We start from the raw sequence: 21,550 nt of genomic DNA, 5'->3' as shown, positions 1-21,550 counted from the left end.
TTAAAACCCTGAATTATTTTTAAAAACTTCTTGATTTACTTCGTCTATGTAATTTAGAAGTTCTTCTTTTCCGGTTGCTTCTGTTGATGAAGTTACGAAATAGGGTGGCATTTCTGCCCAGTTGTTAGCAAACATCTGTTTTTTGTAGGCGACAACATGAGAGTCGATTTTTGTTTTGCTGATTTTATCGGCTTTGGTAAAAATAATGCAGAACGGAATTTCGCTTTCGCCCATGTACGACATGAATTCAATATCGATTTTTTGTGCTTCGTGGCGAATGTCAATTAACACAAAAGCGCAGACTAATTGTTGTCTTGTCTCAAAATAATCGGTAATGAACTCCTGAAAAATTGATTTGGTTTTCTTGGAAACTTTGGCATAGCCGTAACCTGGTAAATCAACTAGAAACCAGCTGCTGTTAATCAAAAAATGATTGATAAGCTGTGTCTTGCCTGGTTTTCCTGAAGTTTTGGCCAAATTTTTGTTATTGGTCAGCATGTTGATCAATGAGGATTTTCCAACATTGGAACGGCCAATAAAAGCATATTCAGGTAAAAAATCCTTAGGACATTTACTTGCATCTGAGTTGCTTATTATGAATTCGGCAGTATTGATTTTCATTTTCGGAATATAAAATTCTGTTAGTGTTCGGCTAAATGGGTATGTGTAAGCCAATCTTCAAGATGTGCATTGAATTCCTCTGGCTGTTCCATCATTGCAGCGTGTCCGCATTTGTCAATCCAGTACAATGTTGAATTTGGTAATAATTTATGGAATTCTTCGGCTACATCCGGTGGCGTCACTTGGTCATTTTTCCCCCAGATAATACAAGTCTGCACATGCATTTTGGGTAAATCTTTAGCCATATTATGACGAATGGCACTTTTGGCAATAGTCAGGGTTTTAATCAGTTTTATACGGTCATTTACCGTAGCATATACTTCATCAATAAGTTCTGGAGTAGCTATTTTTGGATCATAAAATACATCTTCGGCTTTTTTCTTAATGTATTCATAGTCACCTCTTTTTGGGTAACTGTCACCCATTGCGCTTTCGTAAAGTCCGGAACTTCCTGTGATTACAAGTCCGGATACTTTTTCAGGAAACATTTTGGTATGGTATAAAGCAATATGCCCTCCAAGTGAATTTCCTAAAAGAATTACTCTGTCTAATTTTTTGTATGTAATAAAGTTTTTTACATAGACAGCAAAACTTTTTACGTTTGTTTTTAATATGTTCTGAGTGTATATAGGTAAATCGGGAATGATAATTCTGTATCCTTTGTTAGAAAAATAATTTGCAACAGCATCAAAATTACTAAGTCCTCCCATTAAACCATGTAAGATGACAATTGGAATTCCTTCGCCCGCTTCGTAATATCCGTATTTGCCTTCTTTTTTGTAATATTTTTCCATGTTTTAAAATAACAATTTCAATTTTTCACAAATATAGGGTTTAAAAAATTAAAAAGAATTTTGGAAGCTATTTTTTAACCTTTTATTCTTAGATGAGTAAGGGATGTCTTTTGAGTGTCTTTTTCTTGCTTTTTTAACGGATATGAAATGTTTTTTTTAAGCTTTTAAGAATATGCTTCTCTAATCAAAAACAAGAGATTTTTAATAATTAATAGGCTTTCTTACAAATTATCGTTAAATCAGCTAACGTTCTGATTGTCTATAAACTAAGTGTTTCTGGTCGAAAGTGGTTAAACTTATTAACAAAGTGGTATAATGTGGTAAATTGTGGTAAAATTTTATATATTTTTGCTTAATACAAATCAATACAATTCACTTGGACACAATTATAGGGACATATGAGTGTAAAGTTGATGCTAAAGGACGGGCTTTATTACCTGCTCCCCTAAAAAAGCAATTGGCTTCCTCGCTTCAAAACGGTTTTGTTTTGAAGCGTTCCGTTTTTCAGCCCTGTCTGGAATTGTATCCTATGGAAGAGTGGGATTTGATGATGAAAAAAATCAACAAACTTAATCGTTTTGTAAAAAAGAACAATGACTTTATACGCCGTTTTACAGCAGGAGTGAAGGTGGTGGAAATTGATGCGCTTGGCAGATTATTGGTTCCTAAAGACTTAGTAACTTTTGCCAGCATTGATAAAGATGTAGTTTTTTCTTCTGCAGTTAATATTGTGGAGATTTGGGATAAAGATTTGTATGAAAAATCAATCGATGGGGCAGATGTTGATTTTGCTGATTTGGCCGAAGAAGTAATGGGTAATTTAAATGACGATGACAATGGAATATCATAATCCAGTATTGCTTCATCCTACAGTGGATGGTTTGGGTATAAAACCTGACGGGATTTATGTAGATGTGACTTTTGGCGGCGGCGGTCATTCAAAAGAGATATTAAGAAGGCTGGGGCCTGATGGAAAATTGTTTGCTTTTGATCAGGATGAGGATGCTTTGGCAAATGCTTTGCCTGACGAAAGATTTACATTGATAAATGAGAATTTCAGATTTATAAAAAGGTTTTTGCGTTTTCATGGCGTGAAAGAAGTAGATGGAATTTTGGGAGATTTAGGCGTTTCTTCTCATCAGTTTGATGTGGCCGAAAGAGGTTTCTCAACACGATTTGATGCTGGACTGGATATGAGAATGAGCCAGAAAAATGATTTGAATGCGTATCGGGTGGTCAATGAATATGATGATGCCAATTTGCGAAGAGTATTCTTGGATTATGGTGAGTTGAAGAACGCACCAGCTTTGGCAAGAACAATTGTAGAGGCTAGAGAGCACCGTCCGATTAAAACAACTGAAGAATTGAAAGAGGTTTTGGCGAAATATCTGCCTGAAAGACTTAGAAATAAAATTTTGGCACAAATCTATCAGGCAATCCGGATTGAAGTAAATCAGGAAATGGATGTCTTGAAAGAATTTTTAGAACAGTCTCTAGAGATTTTGAAACCGGGAGGAAGATTAAGCGTGATTTCCTATCATTCATTAGAAGATAGATTAGTAAAAAGATTCATAAAAAATGGAATGTTCGAAGGAGAACCTGAACGTGATTTTTATGGTAATTTTTCTGTTCCATTTAATACGATAGGAAAATTGATAGTTCCGGATAACGAAGAAATAAAATTGAATAATAGAGCACGAAGCGCAAAACTGAGAATTGCAGAGAAAAAAGGGTGAGAAAGTTTAATTGTTTAAAATGATTTAAAAAGTTTAAAGAGGATGTGAATTCTAGAGTTTGTAACTCATAATTCATAACTCATAATTCATAATTTACTAATGAAGGGTGGAATTTATAACATATTAAAAGCACAATATCTAATTGATGATAACGCTGTCAAAAACTGGCGTTTTATTGTATTTGTGATTTTACTTGCTATAATAATGATTGCGAATACACAGCGTTATGAGCAAAAAGTGTTCAAGATTGTTGAATTGACAAATAGAGTGAAAGAACTGCGCTCTGAATTTGTAGACAGACGTTCGGAGCTGATGAAGCTTAAAATGGAATCTACGGTTTCGGCTAAAATGGAAGAAAGACAAATTTTTCCATCGACCGTGCCTCCTGTAAAAATTGAAGTTAAAGAACCTGAAGAGAAAAATTTCTTAGAGAAGTTATGGCAGTAGAAGATAAATATATATCCTATAGAACCTATCTGGTTGCCTTTTTCATCTTTTTGATGGCAATGGCTATTGCTGTTAAGCTGACTAATATTCAATGGGTGGATGGCGATCATTACAGGGAGCTGGCTAAAGAAAGAACAGTGAAGAATTTTGTTATTCCTGCCAATAAAGGGAATATTTATTCTGCCGATGGAAGTCTTTTGGCTACTTCAATTCCGAGTTATACAATTCGTTTTGATGCAGTTGCGCCAAAAACAGAAGCTTTTGAAAAAAATGTAAAATTGCTTTCGGATTCATTGGGAATGATGCTAAGAAAATCAAGCAGTACAATCCAAAATGAATTAAGGAAAGCCCGAGTTCATAAAAACAGATATTATTTGGTAGCCAAAGGGTTGAGTTTTACTCAATATATGAAGATAAAAGGATTTCCTCTTTTTAATTTGGGAGCTTATAAGGGAGGTGTCATAATTGAACAAAAAACAGTTCGCGAACATCCAATTGGACAAATAGCAGAACGTACCATTGGGTATGAAAGAAAATTAACCGGCTATTCAGATGGTAAAGGTATAGAGTGGGCTTATCGTGAATTCCTTAACGGTAAGGACGGCAAAATATTAAAACAGAAAATTGCAAAAGGGCAATGGAAACCAATTCGAGATGTAAATGAAGTAGAACCTCAGGACGGTTACGATGTTATCTCGACTATAGATGTTTACATTCAGGATATAGCGCATCATGCATTATTGAAACAACTGGAAGAATATGAAGCAGATCACGGCTGTGTTGTAGTTATGGAAACTAAAACGGGTCAGGTAAAAGCGATTTCAAATTTGGGTAGAGCAAATGACGGGAGTTATTACGAGACAACAAATTATGCTTATGCTGAGTCTCATGAGCCTGGTTCGACTTTTAAATTGGTTGATTTAATTGCAATATTAGAAGACAAAGTAGCAGATACCAGTACTGTTTATGATAGTCATCGAGGTATAATTATCTATTCTGGCCGCAAAGTGAGAGATTCTCATGAAGGAGGCTATGGTGAAGTATCATTGGCCAGAGGTTTTGAGCTTTCTTCAAATACAGTTATGGTTCAGGCAGTATATAATAATTACAAAAACAATCCGACAAGATTTGTGAATCACGTTAATTCATTTGGGCTGAATAAAAAATTAGGATTAGCTTTTAGAGGTGAAGGAGTTCCTTTTATACCGCAGCCAGGCGATAAAAACTGGTCTAATATTTCGCTTCCGTGGATGGCATTTGGATATGGCGTTTCGGTTACGCCATTGCAGACATTGACATTTTATAATGCGGTTGCAAATAATGGCGTGATGGTAAAACCAATGCTGGTAACAGAGATAAAAGCATGGGACAAAACCATAAAAAAATACAATACTGAAGTAATGAATCCGAAGATCTGTTCTGATGAAACATTAAAAAAAGTTCAGGCTGTTCTTGAAAATGTGGTAAAAAAAGGTACTGGATCTAAATTATATTCTAAGGATTTTTCGATGGCTGGTAAAACAGGAACAGCACAAATGAATTATGCTCAAAATGGAGGATTAGATAAGCATTATGCTTCGTCATTTGTGGGTTATTTTCCAGCGGATAATCCTAAATATTCTTGTATTGTAGTGGTTCATAAGCCTAATACATCAAACAATAATTATTATGGTGCCGATGTTGCCGGGCCTGTATTTAAAAGGATAGCTCAAAAAATATTTACTGATACGCCTTCAACGAATGTGATTAAAAAATTGGATCGTCCAAATCCTATACAGGAAAGCAGTTACAATGCTTACTATACAAAGGTGCAAAAAAAGCATAATGTAATTCCAAATGTAAAAGGAATGTCAGGTATGGATGCAGTTGCTTTATTGGAGAATTTAGGGTTAAAGGTAAAGGCTATTGGAGTTGGAAAAGTTAAAAAACAATCGCTCCAGGCTGGTCAGAATATTGTAAAAAATTCATCAATTCTATTGGAATTATCATGAGCATATTAAAAGACATATTATATAAAGTGGCGATAGAATCTGTAACGGGTTCTACAGAAATCGCTATTAATCAGCTGCATTTCGATTCAAGAAAAATTGAGGCAGATGATGTTTTTGTGGCGATTCGAGGTACTATTTCTGACGGGCATGATTTTATTGAAAAAGCAATCGGTCTTGGTGCAGTGGCAATTATCTGCGATACGCTTCCAGAAAATCTGATAAATGGAATAACCTATGTCTGCGTAAAAGATACGAATACAGCCTTGGCTTTTATGGCGGCTAATTTTTATGGTGACCCTTCGCAAAAGCTGCAGCTAATTGGTATTACAGGGACAAATGGTAAAACTACTATTGCTTCACTGCTGTATCAATTATTTAAAAAAGCAGGCTTTAAGGTAGGATTACTGTCTACAGTAAAGATTTTGGTTGATGAAACAGAGCACAAAGCCACGCATACAACGCCAGATTCTATTACGATCAATTATTTCCTTAATGAGATGATTGAGGCTGGTGTTGAGTATTGTTTTATGGAAGTAAGTTCGCATGGAATTCATCAAAAACGTACTGAAGGATTGCATTTTAGAGGAGGGATATTTACAAATCTGTCCCATGATCATCTGGATTATCATCCAACGTTTGCCGAATATAGAGATGTAAAGAAATCTTTTTTTGATCATTTGCCTAGTTCTGCTTTTGCATTGACTAATAGTGATGACAAAAATGGTCCGGTAATGCTTCAAAACACTACTGCCCGAAAATTAACATACGCTTTAAAAACATATGCTGATTACAAAGCACAAATTCTGGAGAATCAATTGTCTGGTCTGCTTTTGAAAATAAACGGCAACGAAGTCTGGGTAAAACTGATTGGAAATTTTAATGCATATAATCTTTTGGCAATTTACGGAACTGCTGTCGAGCTGGGCTTGGACAGTTTTGAAGTGCTTCGATTGATGTCAGAATTGGAAAGCGTTTCAGGAAGATTTCAATATATAGTTTCTAATGCAAATATTACGGCTATTGTCGATTATGCACACACGCCGGATGCTCTCGAAAATGTTTTGAACACTATTAACGATGTGCGTACAAATAATGAACAATTAATAACAGTTGTAGGCTGTGGCGGAAACAGAGATACTGCAAAACGCCCGGTTATGGCTAATATCGCGACAGAATTGAGTGATAAAGTAATCTTGACTTCAGATAATCCAAGAAATGAAGAACCGGAAACAATTATCCATGAAATGGAAAAAGGGGTTCAGGCTCAAAATTTCAAGAAAGTGCTGTCAATTACAGATAGGTTTCAAGCAATTAAAACGGCTTGTCAATTGGCACAGTCAAATGATATTATATTGATTGCTGGTAAAGGACACGAAACTTATCAGGAGATCAAAGGGGTACGTCATGATTTTGATGACATGAAAAATGTAAAAGAAATTTTAAATCAACTATTAAAATAAAAACAATATGCTATACTATTTATTTCAATATTTAGACAAAGTAATGGATGTTCCTGGAGCAGGGGTCTTTCAATACATCACTTTTAGATCTTCTTTAGCTTTATTGTTATCATTGTTGTTGTCTACTATTTATGGGAAGCGAATAATTAGTTTTTTAAGCAGACAGCAGGTTGGTGAAACAGTGCGTGAACTTGGATTGGCAGGTCAAAATGAAAAAGCGGGTACGCCTACCATGGGAGGTATCATTATCATTTTTGCAACTCTTGTTCCTGTTATGCTTTTTGCAAAACTGCATAATATCTATATTGTTTTATTAATAGTTACCACCTTGTGGATGGGAGTTATTGGTTTTATTGATGATTATATTAAAATATTCAAGAAAGATAAACAAGGTCTTAAAGGTATTTTTAAAGTCTTTGGTCAGGTAGGTTTAGGAATAATTGTTGGTTCTGTGCTTTATTTTAGCCCAGCAGTTACTGTCAGAACCGATGCAGGAAAAAGTGATGTTTTTAAAGCAATTACAACCGAAAATGTAATTAAGCAGGCTCCTGTTGAAGAGAAATCTACAGCTACAACTATCCCTTTCTTCAAAAATAATGAGTTTGATTATGCCGAGGTATTAGCATGGACAGGCGAGGGCTACGAAAAATGGGCTTGGTTAATCTTTATACCAGTAGTGGTTTTTATTATTACTGCAGTTTCAAATGGAGCTAATTTAACGGATGGAATTGACGGATTAGCCGCGGGAACTTCTGCAGTGTCCGTTTTTGCTCTTATGATTTTTACGTTTGTTTCGGGAAATATTATTTTCTCCAATTATCTTAATATAATGTATATACCAAACTCTGGAGAGATGACGGTATTTATAGCTTCCTTCCTTGGAGCATTAATTGGCTTTCTTTGGTACAATTCCTATCCTGCCTCAGTTTTTATGGGAGATACGGGAAGTCTAACCATTGGAGGTATTATTGCGGTACTGGCAATTGCTGTCCGCAAGGAAATGCTTATTCCTTTATTCTGCGGAATCTTTTTGGTCGAAAATTTTTCGGTTGTGCTGCAGGTGAGCTATTTCAAATACACCAAAAAACGTTTTGGTGAAGGACGCAGAATCTTTTTGATGGCACCTCTTCATCATCACTATCAAAAGAAAGGTTATCATGAAAGTAAGATAGTCACACGGTTTTGGGTAGTCGCAATTATGCTGGCCATTCTGTCTATTGTCACACTGAAACTGAGATAATATATGAGGCTGGTAATATTAGGAGGAGGAGAAAGCGGTGTAGGTACTGCTATCCTTGGTAAGAAACAGGGTTATGATGTTTTTGTTTCTGATTTTGGAAAAATAAAAGACAGTTATAAAGAAGTACTGGTTATTAATGAAATAGCCTGGGAAGAAGAAAAGCATACTGAGGAATTGATTCTGAATGCTGATGTTGTGATGAAGAGTCCGGGTATTCCAGATAAATCACCCATCGTTAAGCAATTAAAGAGTAAAGGTGTTTCTATAATTTCTGAGATTGAATTTGCGGCCGCTTTTACAAACGCAGTAACTATTGGAATTACTGGAAGCAACGGTAAAACTACAACTACAATGTTAACACATCATGTGTTAAAATCAGCAGGGCTGAATGTAGGATTAGCCGGAAATGTTGGTAAAAGTTTTGCCTGGCAGGTGGCAGATAATAATTATGATTACTATGTTATTGAGTTAAGCAGTTTTCAGCTGGACGGCATTGTGAATTTTAAACCGCATGTTGCAGTAATAACAAATATAAGTCCGGATCATTTGGATCGCTACGATTACAAATATCAAAATTATATTGATTCAAAGTTCAGAATTACAATGAATCAGACCGAGGAAGATTTCCTTATTTATGATGCAAATGATGAGGCCATTTTAGAATGGTTAAAGAATAATACAGTAAGAGCTAAATTAATTCCTTTTTCGTTAACCGATGAATATAGCGAAGGAGCGTTTATAAAAAATAACACAATGGAAGTTAAAATCAATACAGAAGAGTTTACAATGGATACAGAACATATTTCATTAGAAGGAAAACATAATTTGAAAAATGCCATGGCAGCAAGTTCAGTTGCCAATATTTTGAAAATTAGAAAAAGTACTATTCGTGAAAGCATGTCCGATTTCCAAGGTGTTGAGCATCGTTTAGAGAAAGTACTCAAAATTCAGAATGTTCAGTATATAAATGATTCTAAAGCTACCAATGTGAACTCTGTATTTTTTGCTTTGGAAAGCATGAATTCGCCGACTGTCTGGATTGTTGGGGGTGTTGATAAAGGGAATGACTATCATGAATTAATGTCACTTGTACGTGAGAAAGTTAAAGCTATTATTTGTTTAGGAATCGATAATAAAAAAATTATTGATGCGTTTGGCAGTGTGGTCGATATTATGGTAGAAGTAGACAATATGAATGAAGCTGTAAAAATGGCACAGCGTTTATCCGAAAAAGGCGATACTGTTTTATTGTCACCGGCATGCGCAAGTTTTGATTTGTTTGAAAGCTATGAAGATAGAGGAAGACAGTTTAAGCAGGCGGTTAAAAATTTATAAAATAGTTTAAGGTTTAAAGTTTAATGTCGCAAAATTTTAAACTTTAAACAATAAAAACATTAAACAAAAAAAATGAAAGAGCTAATTAGCAAGTTAAAAGGAGATAAAGGCATTTGGTCATTCGTGATCTTATTGGCTTTGTTTTCCTTTATGCCTGTTTTTAGTGCCAGCAGTAATTTGGCTTATTTAGGTCATGGTACTGGTAATACTTTGGGTTATCTGGTAAAGCATTTAGCTCACATCTGTTTTGGTATACTGATTATTTATTGGGTACATAACATTCCTTATCATTATTTTAGAGCAATTTCCAAGGCTGGACTGCCTATTGTCTGGCTTTTATTAGGATACACTCTTGTAAAAGGTACTGTAATTGCAGGCGCCAATGCGAGCCGATGGATTCAGATTCCGTTTGTTGGGTTGTCATTTCAGACATCAACACTTGCAGCTATTGTTTTATTTATCTTTGTTGCCCGTTATTTATCTAAGACCAGAGAAACTCCTATTACTTTCAAATCTTCGCTTTGGGAACTTTGGACTCCTGTTTTTATTACACTGGTATTTATTCTGCCTGCCAATTTTTCTACAACTGCCTTGATTTTTTCAATGGTGCTTATGCTTGTTTTTATTGGAAGATATCCTTTGAAATACATCTTTTTTATCATTGGTTCAGGAGCAGTGATGTTAACCTTTTTTGTATTGATATCAAAACAATTTCCAGAGTCAAGATTTTTTAGCAGGGTAGGAACATGGGAAAGCCGGATAGAAAATTTCACAAGCAATAAAGCTGATGAGGATGATTATCAAATTGAAAAGGCCAAAATTGCTATAGCTTCCGGTCAGATATATGGTTTAGGGCCTGGTAAAAGTGTTCAGAAAAACTTCCTGCCGCAGTCTTCTTCCGATTTTATTTATGCCATTATTGTTGAAGAATACGGATTAGTAGGCGGTTTAGGGGTTTTGGTTTTGTACCTGCTTTTGCTATTTAGATTTGTCGTTGCTTCTCATAAAGCGAACACTCTTTTTGGGAAATTAGTGGTAATTGGATTAGGTTTTCCAATGATTTTTCAGGCCATGATTAATATGGCAGTTGCCGTTGAATTATTGCCGGTTACGGGGCAGACCCTGCCTCTGATAAGCAGCGGAGGAAGTTCTATCTGGATGACTTGTTTTGGGCTTGGAATTATTTTAAGTGTGACCAAAAAAGAAGAAGAAATTGCTCAGGAAAAATTAGATAAAGAAAAAAGAGAAGAAATTCTTCAAAAGCTTATAGACAGAGAAATGGAAGCAGATCTCGCGGAAGCAGATTTAAAAAATGGTAATGACAATTTTGACACAGGTAATTATTCGATTACGGATAATTCAAATAATCCAATGAATGCAGTGCTGAAATAATTGGTTTATTAGTGTGTAATGTAATAATGCAGTCCGTTACAATTTAGTATTAAAAAGACGCAACTTAGAAATTTTCAAAATGACAAAGCATAAATTTATCTTAAGCGGAGGCGGTACCGGAGGTCATATTTATCCAGCCATTGCAATCGCAAATGAATTGAAATTCCGTTTCCCGGATGCTGATATTTTGTTTGTCGGTGCCAAAGACAAAATGGAGATGCAGAAAGTACCTCAGGCAGGCTATGAAATTAAAGGCCTTTGGATAGCCGGTCTGCAGAGGAAAATAACCTTTCAGAATGCAATGCTGCCTTTGAAATTTATTGACAGTTTATGGAAATCGAGAAAAATCATCAAGCAGTTCAAACCTGATGTGGTTATTGGAACAGGAGGTTTTGCCAGTGGGCCATTATTGAAAATGGCTAACAGTATGAATATTCCAACAGTTATTCAGGAACAAAATTCCTATCCTGGAATCACTAATAAGCTGCTGAGTAAAAAAGCAAACAGCATTTGTGTTGCATACGAGCATTTGGAAAGATTTTTTCCTCAGGATAAAATAACGTTAACAGGGAATCCCGTTCGTCAGGATTTATTGGATATAGAGTCTAAAAGAGAGGAAGCTATTGCGCATTTTAAATTAGACAGAAATAAAAAAACATTATTGATCCTGGGCGGAAGTCTTGGAGCCAGAAGAATCAACCAGTTAATCGAAAAGCAGCTGGATAAATTACTTTCGTTAAATGTTCAGGTAATCTGGCAGTGCGGAAAATTTTATTTTGAAGATTATAAAAAATACAATCAGTACAATGTTCAGGTAATGGCTTTTATTGAGAGAATGGATTTGGTTTATGCGGCTTCAGATGTTGTGATTTCCAGAGCTGGCGCATCTTCGGTTTCGGAGCTGTGCATAGTGGGGAAACCAGTAATTTTTATTCCGTCTCCTAATGTAGCCGAAGATCATCAGACTAAAAATGCTCAGGCAATTGTAGATAAAAAAGGAGCAATTTTACTCAAAGAATCACAATTGGATGACGACTTCAGTCTGGTTTTTGAATCTTTGATTAAAGACCCAGGAAAGCAGGAGCAGTTAAGCCAGAATATTAAGCTGCTGGCCAGACCAAATGCAACAGCTCAGATTGCTGATGAAATCGTGAAGCTGATTAAATAAACGGATCAGTATTTATAAAAACTGCTGAATGCAGAAGAAGGATGATAAAATATAAATAAAGCAAAATGAATTTAAATCAAATACATAACGTCTATTTCATAGGAATCGGAGGCATTGGGATGAGTGCTTTAGCCCGTTATTTTAAAGCTATTGGCAAGCACGTTTCAGGCTATGATAAAACACCTTCAATCCTTACCAGTGAATTGATTGAAAGCGGTATTGATATTCATTTTGAAGATGATATCAGTTTGATTCCAAGTAATTATTACGTTGAAAATACATTGGTTATAATTACGCCGGCGGTACCATTTACACATTCTGAGTGGAATTTTTTCATGGAGCGCGGGTATGAATTGAAAAAGAGAGCTGAAGTTTTAGGAATTATTACCAAAGATACTTTTTGCTTTGCGGTAGCGGGAACGCATGGCAAAACAACTACCTCAAGTATTTTGGGGCATATTTTATATGAAAGCGGTGCAGATGTTACAGCTTTTATAGGCGGAATAGTTGAGAATTATGATTCTAATTTAATTGGAAACGGTAAAACAGTCACGGTAGTCGAAGCTGATGAATTTGACCGTTCCTTCCTGCATCTGCATCCGAATATTGCTTGTGTGACTTCAATGGATGCGGATCATTTAGATATTTATGGAACAAGTGATGCAATCGAAGCTTCGTTTGTGGAATTTGCTGATAAAATTAAAGACAAGAAGAATCTTTTTATAACTAATGAACTGCCAATTGACGGTATTGTCTGCGCAGTTAATCAAGAGGCAGTTTTTCAGGCTCTGAATGTGAGGATAGAAAACAGCAGTTATGTTTTTGATGTGAAAACGCCAAACGGTCTGATTAAAGATCTGCGTTTCGGACTGCCGGGTAAACACAATTTAATGAATGCTTTAATGGCATTGGCCATGGCAGTAACCTACGGCACCCCGACTGACGCTGTTGCCAGGGCTTTGGATTCATTTAAAGGAATAAGAAGACGTTTTTCATGCCAGATTAAAAGCGATAATTTAGTTTATATTGATGATTATGCACATCATCCTACCGAAATAAATGCTGTTCATCAGGCTGTTAGGGAATTGTATCCGGGTAAAAAAGTACTGGCAGTTTTTCAGCCGCATTTATTTAGCAGAACAAGGGATTTTGCAGATAATTTTGCTAAAAGTCTGTCTGCTTTTGACGAAGTATTTCTGATGGAAATTTATCCTGCACGTGAACTGCCGATGGAAGGAATAACTTCACAATGGCTTATGGATAAAATGACAAATGAACATAAGAAAATAGTGAATAAAGAAGATCTCATTTCTGAAATTTTAGCTAATGATGCCGCTGTAATTGTAACAATCGGAGCGGGTGATTTAGGTGAGATGGTTCCGTCAATTAAAAAAGCATTATATGAAAGTTTTTAATTGGAATAATATAAGATTATTACTAATGTTTTCGTTGGTCATTTTTCTTTTTTCATTTACGTCAAAAAGAAATTCGAAGAGAAAATTGATTAAAACAGAAGTTGTTTTTGTAGGTGATAACGCTCTTTTTTTAAAAAGCGAAACGGTTAATAAATTGTTGATAGAAAATAATCCGGATGCTAAAACTATAAGAAAAGATAGGCTAGATTTGAACAAATTGGAGCAGGTATTAAATGCTCAGAAAATGATCGAGAAAGCAGATGTTTATGTAAGTATCGATGGTGTTCTAAAAGCAGTTGTAAAACAAAAGACCCCTATTGCTAGGGTCTTTAATGATGAGGGTTCCTTTTATATTGACAGTGAGGGGAATACCATGCCATTGTCGGCAAATTTTACAGCTCGGGTTCCACTTGTTTCTGGGGAGATAAACAAGAAAAACAACAAAGATTTATTTAAATTATTTAAGATAATTTATGATGATGCGTTTTTGAGAAAAAACATCATTGGGATACAAATTATGCCTAATGGTAGCTTATTAATGCTCAATAGAAATTATAATTATCAAATTGATTTTGGCGGTTTGATAAATGTAGAACGAAAATTTCAAAATTACAAAGCTTTTTTTCAAAAAGTAAGTTTGGACAGTTCTTTGTATAAATATAAAAAAATAGATCTCCGGTTTACGGAACAGGTAGTTTGCACAAAATAATAGAAAATGGAAAAAGAGAATATTGCAGTAGGTCTAGACATTGGGACAACAAAAATAGTTGCCATGATAGGCAAAAAGAACGAGTATGGAAAACTTGAAATTTTAGGTGTTGGTAAATCTAAAAGTTTAGGTGTTGCAAGAGGTGTTGTAAATAACATCACTCAGACAATCCAGTCGATTCAGCAAGCGATTCTTGAGGCTGAAAATAATTCAGGCTATAAAATAAAAGATGTTGTAGTAGGTATTGCGGGACAGCATATAAGAAGTATTCAGCATAGTGATTACATCAGCAGAAGTAATCCTGAAGAAGTAATAGGAGGAAATGATATTGATTTATTGATCAATCAGGTGCATAAACTCGCTATGCTGCCAGGAGAAGAAATTATTCATGTATTGCCACAGGAATTTAAAATTGACGGGCAGTCAGATATTAAAGAACCGATTGGAATGTATGGAGGAAGACTGGAAAGCAGTTTTCATGTTGTAGTAGGACAGGCATCTTCTATTAGAAATGTCGGCAGATGTATTCAGAGTTCAGGTATTGAATTGTCGGGGCTTACATTAGAGCCGTTAGCATCTTCGGATGCTGTTTTGAGTCAGGAAGAAAAAGAGGCTGGAGTTGCTCTTATTGACATTGGAGGTGGAACGACTGATCTGGCAATTTTCAAGGACGGAATTATTCGTCATACAGCAGTTATCCCTTTCGGAGGAAATGTGATTACAGATGATATCAAAGAAGGCTGTTCGATTATAGAAAAGCAAGCCGAGTTGTTGAAAGTGAAATTTGGTTCGGCCTGGCCTGGAGAAAATAAAGACAATGAAATTGTTTCTATTCCAGGATTAAGAGGAAGAGAGCCTAAAGAGATTTCGTTAAAGAATCTTTCGAAAATAATAAATGCAAGAGTTGTTGAGATAATTGAGCAGGTTTTTACCGAAGTAAGAGCTTATGGACATGAAGATCCGCGCAAAAAATTAATTGCCGGAATTGTCCTTACAGGAGGAGGAGCACAATTAAAACATATCAAGCAGTTGGTTGAGTACATTACCGGAATGGATACAAGAATTGGATATCCAAATGAGCATTTAGCTGGTAATTCAGATGAGGAAATTTCAAGTCCGTTATATGCAACTGCTGTTGGACTGGTAATGAATAGTATTGATAATAAAACACAGAGCGCAGTTAAAATGCAGGTAGCTGCAGCTCCTGAAAAAATAACCTATTATAGAGAGCCTATTGTTGAAGAAAAACCAGAAATAAAAGAAGAGGTGTATGTACAGCCTGAAAAAGTACTTCAAACAGAACCTGTAAGAGAGGAATCAACAGAAAATAAAATTAGAAGATCGTTTTTTGATAAATATGTGGATAAGATTAAAGAGTTTTTAGATAACGCAGAGTAAGTAAATTAAAGAATAAAAAGAATAGAATAAATAAAATTATCAGAATTCCTTTTTGCCCCAAGCCTAGAGTAGTTAGTGATAAAGTTAATAAAAAATTAAAACCTCATATGATCCCAAGCAATACAGAATTTGGAAGTATTTCATTTGATTTACCAAAAAATCAGTCAAATGTAATCAAAGTAATTGGAGTAGGTGGAGGCGGCAGTAATGCCATTAACCATATGTTTAGACAAGGTATTAAAGGCGTTGATTTTATCGTCTGCAATACAGACTCTCAGGCACTAGAGAATAGCGGTGTGCCAAATAAAATTCAGTTAGGAGCAAATTTAACAGAAGGTTTAGGAGCTGGTGCAAATCCAGATATAGGACATCAGTCGGCCATAGAAAGTATTTCTGATATTGAAAAAGTATTGGATGTAAATACTAAGATGGTGTTTATAACAGCTGGTATGGGAGGCGGAACAGGAACAGGAGCTGCTCCGGTTATTGCTCAGCTGGCCAAAGAAAGAGATATATTAACAGTAGGAATCGTGACACTGCCTTTCTTGTTTGAAGGGAAAGTACGTCAGGAGCAGGCGCTTATCGGTATCGAAAAATTGCGCAAGCAGGTTGATTCATTAATTGTTATCAATAATAATAAATTAAGAGAAGTATACGGGAATCTTGGTTTCAAAGCCGGGTTTTCAAAAGCTGATGAAGTTTTGGCGACAGCCTCAAGAGGGATTGCCGAAGTAATTACACATCACTATACTCAAAATATCGATTTACGTGATGCAAAAACCGTACTGTATAACAGCGGAACTGCCATCATGGGATCTTCTGTTTCATCTGGTGAAAACAGAGCTAAAGAAGGTATTATCGCTGCTTTAGATTCACCGCTTTTAAATGATAATAAAATTACCGGTGCCAAAAATGTATTGTTGCTTATCGTTTCTGGAACCAATGAAATTACTATCGATGAAATCGCTGAAATCAATGAGCATATTCAGTATGAAGCAGGTTCAAATGCTAATATCATCATGGGTGTTGGTGAGGACGAATCGCTTGGGGATGCAATTGCGGTAACTATTATAGCTACAGGTTTTAATGTTGAACAGCAAAACGATATTGTTAATGTTGAGCCTAAAAAAATAATTCATACGCTTGGAGAAGAACAAAGAGGTGTTTTTGATTTATCAGCTAAGACCGTAGCAGGATTTAGTTTAAATAATCAGACGATGGTTCCTCCAGTTGAAGAGAGAGTCGTTTTTGATTTGGAAGAAGAAGATGAAATTGCTGTTCCAGCACCTGTAATAGCTTCTGTCAATGAAGATGAATTAATTGGCATGACCGAATTTATTAGAAATCTGGATGTAACATTCGAGATAGTTTCTCCTATAAAAGAAATTGATTTTATTGTTACAAACCCAGTAATTGAATCTGTTAGAGAAGTAAAATCTGCTCCGGTTTATTTTGAGGAAAAACAGGATCAGGCTGCATTCACATTTGATCTGCCGCTTAGCAAATCGCAGCCGGTTCAGGAAGATTCTAATACTTTCTTATTTGAACTCACAAATGAAACACGCAATATTAAAGTTGTAGATCCGGTTCAGTTTGTCCCTGTAACAGAATTATCAGATAACGGTGTTATTAAATACTCGCTGGAAGAATTCATGGAAGCAGAGAATGATTTAATGGAATCAAAACCTGCTGCTAAAATTGTAGAGGAAACAATTCCTGCGGAAATGAATATTACAATTAAGAAAGTTGCAGAACCTATTGCTGAGACAGTGCCTGTTTTAGAAAAAAATTCTCCGGTTGATATGACAATCGAAGAAACGCTAAGGTTCAGAGCTGAAGAGAGAAGAAGAAAATTAAAAGATTTTAATTATAAATTTCATGATAATGTTTCAAGAGTTGATGAATTAGAAAGAGAGCCTGCTTATAAAAGATTTGGCATTGATCTTAATAGTTCACAGATAAATAATTCAACTTCAAGAATATCAGTAGGAACAGACAGTAATAATGATTTACAGCTGCGTTCCAATAACTCATATCTGCATGACAATGTAGATTAAAAATGCCATTTTTTCTGAAACAGCCCGAAAATTCATTTTCAATTTTCGGGCTGTTTTTTTTGATTGTAATCCATCAAACTAGTTGTTGTTATTGCCAGTAAAATTTTCTAAATTTGTCGAGCCTTATCCAGCTGTATAAGGTGATTTGAGATTGCAGATTTTGAGATTGCAGATTTTGTGATTGAAAATCCTTTTTCATTTCAAAAAAACAAATGATTTTTGATTTATAAAATCAAGAATCTAAAATCAAGAATCTAAAATTTAAAAACTATATGAGTTTATCAGTTCAAATCATGGACGAAATTAAAACCGCCATGAGAGCCAAAGATACTGTTGCATTAGAAGCATTAAGAGCTATAAAATCTGAACTTTTATTAGCGCAGACTGCTTCAGGGTCAAAAGAAGAAATCTCGGCAGATGATGAGATTAAATTACTTCAAAGATTAGTTAAAACACGCAAAGAAAGCGCTAGAATATTTACTGAGCAAAATCGTCCTGATTTAGCTGAGCCTGAATTAGCTCAAGTTGCTGTAATCGAAAAATTTCTTCCTGCTCAATTAAGCGAAGCTGAAGTTGAAGTGGTAATTGCAAAAATCATTGCTGAAACAGGAGCTTCTGGAATAGCTTCAATGGGAAAAGTAATGGGACTGGCTGTTGCTCAATTAGGCGGAACCGCTGAGGGAAAAACTATTTCTTCAATCGTAAAGAAATTATTGACTTAATAAAATGATTTCAGATTTTATAATTTAGAAACTGAAATACATACTGATCGCGTAGTTCAACTGGATAGAATATCAGATTTCGGCTCTGAGGGTTGGGGGTTCGAACCCCTCCGCGATCACTGGAAATACAAAAAGCCTGAGAATTTACATTCTCAGGCTTTTTGTTTGGTTTTGAATTCGGTTAAATATTTTCGTTTTCAAATAAAATTATAAATTTAAACAGGCTCTTAGCGAAATTGTCATGCAGCAGTTTTGCTGTTTATATTTTCATCCGCTTACATTAGTCTTAAGAAATTGTGCTGTAGATTCTGCTGTAAAACTGCTAGTAGCAATACCGATTATAGTTTTTAAGCAGTTGTGCATTTGGTGTAGTTATTAGATTAATTCCCGGAATTAAGAAAGGTGTTTAGGATTTAAAAAGCTCAATTACACTTGGCTTTTGTATCGAAGGCGGTATTCCCGTGGTGATATTTCCATTACCAGCCTGAACGATTTTGAAAAGTGAAATGGGTCGTAATAGCCCAATTGATAGGCTATTTCTTTTATTTTCAAATTGCTGAACTGCAATAGCGAACAGGATTTCTGAACTTTTAACTGATTGTAATAGTCCATAGGGGTAAATGATGTTTTTTCTAAAAACAATGCTCCAAAATAGGAACTTGAATAACCAACATATTGAGCGATATCATGAAGCGTTATTTTGTTGGTCAGGTTATTTTTCATGTAAATAATACTCATTGGTATTACATCTAAAACTTCTGTGTCGGCAGTTTTAATTTTTAAAAACTGATCCGTATACTTTATGCTGGCAATAAAATGCTGGAGGCAGATGCTGGAATATTCAAGGTTGTCAGGACTGAAACCCATTTCCAGATTCTGGTAAATTTCTTCGAATAAGTGTAATCTGTCTGCTGAACGGCTGTCGTTTAAGTTGAGGATTTTTCCAGAAACAGCAGCGTGTAATGAGTTTGAAGTTCCTTTAAAATGAAGCCAGTAAATGCTCCAGGGCTTAGATATTTCAGCTTCATAACTGTGAGCTTTATGTGCCGGAATAATAAAAGCCTGATCTTTTGTAAGCGAATATTTTTCGTTTTCAAAAGTTATAAACCCTTTTCCGCTTTCACAATAAATAAGAATATTTTCAAGCGCTCCTTTTGACCGTTTTCTAAAATGATATTTGGCATTGGGATAATAGCCAATGTGGGTAATAAAAGCTCTTTTTGTCAGTTCGTTTTCAGATTGAAAATGCCGTACGCTGTACGGGACAACGATTGCTCTTTCACCTTTAAATCCATCTGCTATCTGATCCATGATGCGGTTATTATTAATTTTAAAAAGAAAAATTTAAGGGTTATTAAAAATCAAATTTATGAAATAATACCATTTGATATAAAACCATGGTAATATACATATTTTGGTGTAAAGTTACTTGAAAATGACTAATTCGGTATTGCTGATTTTTTTTAGTCAGATATTTTATCTGTTGTTAACTGCGAATTCATTAAATTTTAACTCGAATAAATACAGCAGCAATAAAAAAAACGTTTTTTTGTTTTTAGAATAATAAATTTGATCTGAAAATCTATGTTTTATACATGTTTTACATAAATATTACATTTTAGAACTTGAGGCATGTAACGATATTTGCAATGTTAAATTATTTAAAAAATTAAAATATATGAGAAAGTATAATTCTTCCTATCTGCTTTTCATCGCTTTGGTTTCGGCTATGGGCGGACTGCTGTTTGGGTATGATTGGGTGGTGATTGGGGGCGCAAAGCCTTTTTATGAAGTCTTTTTTAATATTGCCAATTCTCCTTCTATGCAGGGATGGGTAATGGGCAGTGCTATTTTGGGCTGTCTGCTGGGTGTAATGATTTCGGGTAGTCTGTCTGATAAATACGGAAGAAAACCATTGATGATAGTCGCTTCAATATTCTTTACGCTCGCAGCTGCTGGCACCGGAATGATCGATACGATTGAATGGTTTATTATCTGGAGAGTTGTTGGCGGTATCGGTATCGGAATTGCTTCGAATCTTTCGCCCATGTATATAGCTGAAATCGCTCCGAGTGAATCCAGAGGGAAATTTGTTTCAATAAACCAATTGACTGTTGTGATAGGAATATTGGCAGCGCAGATTGTAAACTGGTTAATCGCTGATCCAATTATAGAAGGTCAGGATATTTTGAATTCCTGGAACGGTCAGTGGGGCTGGAGATACATGTTTTGGGCAGGAGCCATTCCATCAGTAGCCTTTTTTGCTTTGATACTAATCATACCCGAAAGCCCAAGATGGTTGGCGAGTCAGCGTAAATATGATAAAGCCGAATCCGTTTTCACAAAAATTGGCGGGTTAGCTTTTGCAAAAGAACAAATTGAACAATTGAAATCTGGATTTGATGATGTCAAAGAAGAAGCCAATTATAAAATGCTTTTTGAAGGCAAAATGCCAAAGATTCTGATGTTAGGAATCGTGATTGCAGTTTTTCAGCAATGGTGTGGTATTAACGTGATTTTCAATTATGCTCAGGAGGTGTTTTCAGCAGCCGGTTATGGTGTTTCGGATATTTTGTTCAATATCGTAATTACGGGTGTAACCAACGTAATTTTTACATTCGCAGGAATGTATTTTGTAGACAGATGGGGACGAAGAACTTTAATGCTTATTGGTTCAATCGGATTATTCTTTATCTATACAATGTTAGGCGCCTGTTATTATTTTGAAATAACCGGAATTGCCGTTTTAGCGCTTGTTATTGCAGCAATTTCATTCTACGCTATGACATTGGCACCGATTACCTGGGTCGTTTTGTCTGAAATATTCCCGACAAAAATCAGGGCAATGGCAATGGCAGTTTCGACTTTTGCTCTTTGGACAGCCTGTTTCGTACTTACTTATACTTTTCCGATACTAAACAGCAGTCTTGGATCTTACGGGACATTCTGGCTATACGGTGTAATCTGCCTGTTGGGATTTGTTTTCCTCCGCATTTCGCTGCCGGAAACCAAAGGAAAGTCTTTAGAGGAAATAGAAAATGAATTGACAAAATAATAGCATATAA

The 21,550-nt window shown here is 35.5% G+C and carries 18 protein-coding genes and 1 tRNA gene; 16 read left to right on the top strand and 3 right to left on the bottom strand.

What is annotated here, in order from left to right:
* Both yihA and OZP07_RS18390 read right to left on the bottom strand, forming a co-directional pair.
* A complete protein-coding gene (gene yihA / locus OZP07_RS18395; protein WP_281636255.1) occupies positions 1-621 on the bottom strand; it encodes a ribosome biogenesis GTP-binding protein YihA/YsxC in 621 nt (206 codons plus the stop codon).
* Between the two features lie 20 nt (positions 622-641).
* Positions 642-1,415: an alpha/beta fold hydrolase gene (locus tag OZP07_RS18390; protein WP_281636254.1), complete on the bottom strand. Its 774-nt coding sequence runs from the start codon at positions 1,413-1,415 to the stop codon at positions 642-644.
* Between the two features lie 376 nt (positions 1,416-1,791).
* Between OZP07_RS18390 and OZP07_RS18385 the strand changes: the two genes are divergently transcribed.
* The 15 genes from OZP07_RS18385 (at position 1,792) to OZP07_RS18315 (ending at position 18,604) form a co-directional block, all read left to right on the top strand.
* Positions 1,792-2,265 (top strand): division/cell wall cluster transcriptional repressor MraZ, encoded by a 474-nt coding sequence (locus tag OZP07_RS18385; protein WP_194641662.1) that lies wholly within the window; start codon positions 1,792-1,794, stop codon positions 2,263-2,265.
* A complete protein-coding gene (gene rsmH / locus OZP07_RS18380) occupies positions 2,240-3,151 on the top strand; it encodes a 16S rRNA (cytosine(1402)-N(4))-methyltransferase RsmH (RefSeq protein WP_194641663.1) in 912 nt (303 codons plus the stop codon). The genes OZP07_RS18385 and rsmH overlap by 26 nt, the downstream gene beginning before the upstream one ends.
* 99 nt (positions 3,152-3,250) lie before the next feature.
* On the top strand, positions 3,251-3,598 hold the full coding sequence (locus OZP07_RS18375; protein WP_194641664.1) for an FtsL-like putative cell division protein: 348 nt from the start codon (positions 3,251-3,253) through the stop codon (positions 3,596-3,598).
* On the top strand, positions 3,589-5,589 hold the full coding sequence (locus OZP07_RS18370; RefSeq protein WP_281636253.1) for a penicillin-binding protein: 2,001 nt from the start codon (positions 3,589-3,591) through the stop codon (positions 5,587-5,589). The genes OZP07_RS18375 and OZP07_RS18370 overlap by 10 nt, the downstream gene beginning before the upstream one ends.
* A complete protein-coding gene (locus tag OZP07_RS18365) occupies positions 5,586-7,049 on the top strand; it encodes a UDP-N-acetylmuramoyl-L-alanyl-D-glutamate--2,6-diaminopimelate ligase (RefSeq protein ID WP_281636252.1) in 1,464 nt (487 codons plus the stop codon). Before OZP07_RS18370 ends, OZP07_RS18365 begins: the two co-directional genes overlap by 4 nt.
* A gap of 7 nt (positions 7,050-7,056) precedes the next feature.
* Entirely contained in the window at positions 7,057-8,289 is a 1,233-nt protein-coding gene (gene mraY, locus OZP07_RS18360; protein WP_281636251.1) for a phospho-N-acetylmuramoyl-pentapeptide-transferase, read from the top strand.
* Between the two features lie 3 nt (positions 8,290-8,292).
* The gene (gene murD / locus OZP07_RS18355; RefSeq protein ID WP_281636250.1) at positions 8,293-9,624 is read left to right on the top strand and encodes a UDP-N-acetylmuramoyl-L-alanine--D-glutamate ligase; all 1,332 of its coding nucleotides are present in this window, start codon (positions 8,293-8,295) and stop codon (positions 9,622-9,624) included.
* Positions 9,625-9,696: 72 nt separating this feature from the next.
* Positions 9,697-11,016, top strand: a complete 1,320-nt coding sequence (locus OZP07_RS18350; RefSeq protein WP_281636249.1) for an FtsW/RodA/SpoVE family cell cycle protein — start codon at positions 9,697-9,699, stop codon at positions 11,014-11,016.
* 79 nt (positions 11,017-11,095) lie between these two features.
* Positions 11,096-12,184: an undecaprenyldiphospho-muramoylpentapeptide beta-N-acetylglucosaminyltransferase gene (murG, locus tag OZP07_RS18345; RefSeq protein WP_281636248.1), complete on the top strand. Its 1,089-nt coding sequence runs from the start codon at positions 11,096-11,098 to the stop codon at positions 12,182-12,184.
* Between the two features lie 65 nt (positions 12,185-12,249).
* Complete coding sequence (gene murC, locus OZP07_RS18340) at positions 12,250-13,599, top strand: UDP-N-acetylmuramate--L-alanine ligase (protein ID WP_281636247.1); 1,350 nt, start codon at positions 12,250-12,252, stop codon at positions 13,597-13,599.
* Positions 13,586-14,308, top strand: coding sequence for a cell division protein FtsQ/DivIB (locus tag OZP07_RS18335; protein WP_281636246.1), 723 nt, complete (start codon positions 13,586-13,588; stop codon positions 14,306-14,308). Before murC ends, OZP07_RS18335 begins: the two co-directional genes overlap by 14 nt.
* 6 nt (positions 14,309-14,314) lie before the next feature.
* The gene (gene ftsA / locus OZP07_RS18330) at positions 14,315-15,706 is read left to right on the top strand and encodes a cell division protein FtsA (RefSeq protein WP_194641673.1); all 1,392 of its coding nucleotides are present in this window, start codon (positions 14,315-14,317) and stop codon (positions 15,704-15,706) included.
* A gap of 107 nt (positions 15,707-15,813) precedes the next feature.
* Positions 15,814-17,763 (top strand): cell division protein FtsZ, encoded by a 1,950-nt coding sequence (gene ftsZ / locus OZP07_RS18325; protein WP_281636245.1) that lies wholly within the window; start codon positions 15,814-15,816, stop codon positions 17,761-17,763.
* A 272-nt stretch (positions 17,764-18,035) separates the two neighbouring features.
* Entirely contained in the window at positions 18,036-18,485 is a 450-nt protein-coding gene (locus OZP07_RS18320; protein WP_281636244.1) for a GatB/YqeY domain-containing protein, read from the top strand.
* Between the two features lie 45 nt (positions 18,486-18,530).
* Positions 18,531-18,604: transfer RNA gene (locus OZP07_RS18315), tRNA-Arg, on the top strand.
* Positions 18,605-18,911: 307 nt separating this feature from the next.
* On the opposite strand, the gene OZP07_RS18310 is transcribed toward OZP07_RS18315, so the two are convergent.
* Positions 18,912-19,796 (bottom strand): AraC family transcriptional regulator, encoded by an 885-nt coding sequence (locus OZP07_RS18310; protein ID WP_281636243.1) that lies wholly within the window; start codon positions 19,794-19,796, stop codon positions 18,912-18,914.
* Between the two features lie 367 nt (positions 19,797-20,163).
* On the opposite strand from OZP07_RS18310, the gene OZP07_RS18305 reads away from it, so the two are divergent.
* A complete protein-coding gene (locus OZP07_RS18305; protein ID WP_281636242.1) occupies positions 20,164-21,540 on the top strand; it encodes a sugar porter family MFS transporter in 1,377 nt (458 codons plus the stop codon).
* Positions 21,541-21,550 lie beyond the last annotated feature (10 nt).

Source organism: Flavobacterium marginilacus (genome assembly GCF_026870155.1).
GTDB classification, from domain to species: Bacteria; Bacteroidota; Bacteroidia; order Flavobacteriales; family Flavobacteriaceae; genus Flavobacterium; species Flavobacterium marginilacus.
The sequence above is the reverse complement of the archived record's forward strand: the minus strand, read 5'-3'. Positions and strand labels throughout refer to the sequence as shown.

Coding starts and splice junctions, on each gene's coding strand:
- ftsZ (WP_281636245.1), top strand. CDS start 15,814: ATGATCCCAAGCAATACAGAATTTGGAAGTATTTCATTTGATTTACCA.
- rsmH (WP_194641663.1), top strand. CDS start 2,240: ATGACGATGACAATGGAATATCATAATCCAGTATTGCTTCATCCTACA.
- murC (WP_281636247.1), top strand. CDS start 12,250: ATGAATTTAAATCAAATACATAACGTCTATTTCATAGGAATCGGAGGC.
- OZP07_RS18375 (WP_194641664.1), top strand. CDS start 3,251: ATGAAGGGTGGAATTTATAACATATTAAAAGCACAATATCTAATTGAT.
- murD (WP_281636250.1), top strand. CDS start 8,293: ATGAGGCTGGTAATATTAGGAGGAGGAGAAAGCGGTGTAGGTACTGCT.
- mraY (WP_281636251.1), top strand. CDS start 7,057: ATGCTATACTATTTATTTCAATATTTAGACAAAGTAATGGATGTTCCT.
- OZP07_RS18335 (WP_281636246.1), top strand. CDS start 13,586: ATGAAAGTTTTTAATTGGAATAATATAAGATTATTACTAATGTTTTCG.
- OZP07_RS18365 (WP_281636252.1), top strand. CDS start 5,586: ATGAGCATATTAAAAGACATATTATATAAAGTGGCGATAGAATCTGTA.
- OZP07_RS18370 (WP_281636253.1), top strand. CDS start 3,589: ATGGCAGTAGAAGATAAATATATATCCTATAGAACCTATCTGGTTGCC.
- yihA (WP_281636255.1), bottom strand. CDS start 621: ATGAAAATCAATACTGCCGAATTCATAATAAGCAACTCAGATGCAAGT.
- ftsA (WP_194641673.1), top strand. CDS start 14,315: ATGGAAAAAGAGAATATTGCAGTAGGTCTAGACATTGGGACAACAAAA.
- OZP07_RS18310 (WP_281636243.1), bottom strand. CDS start 19,796: ATGGATCAGATAGCAGATGGATTTAAAGGTGAAAGAGCAATCGTTGTC.
- OZP07_RS18305 (WP_281636242.1), top strand. CDS start 20,164: ATGAGAAAGTATAATTCTTCCTATCTGCTTTTCATCGCTTTGGTTTCG.
- OZP07_RS18350 (WP_281636249.1), top strand. CDS start 9,697: ATGAAAGAGCTAATTAGCAAGTTAAAAGGAGATAAAGGCATTTGGTCA.
- murG (WP_281636248.1), top strand. CDS start 11,096: ATGACAAAGCATAAATTTATCTTAAGCGGAGGCGGTACCGGAGGTCAT.
- OZP07_RS18390 (WP_281636254.1), bottom strand. CDS start 1,415: ATGGAAAAATATTACAAAAAAGAAGGCAAATACGGATATTACGAAGCG.
- OZP07_RS18320 (WP_281636244.1), top strand. CDS start 18,036: ATGAGTTTATCAGTTCAAATCATGGACGAAATTAAAACCGCCATGAGA.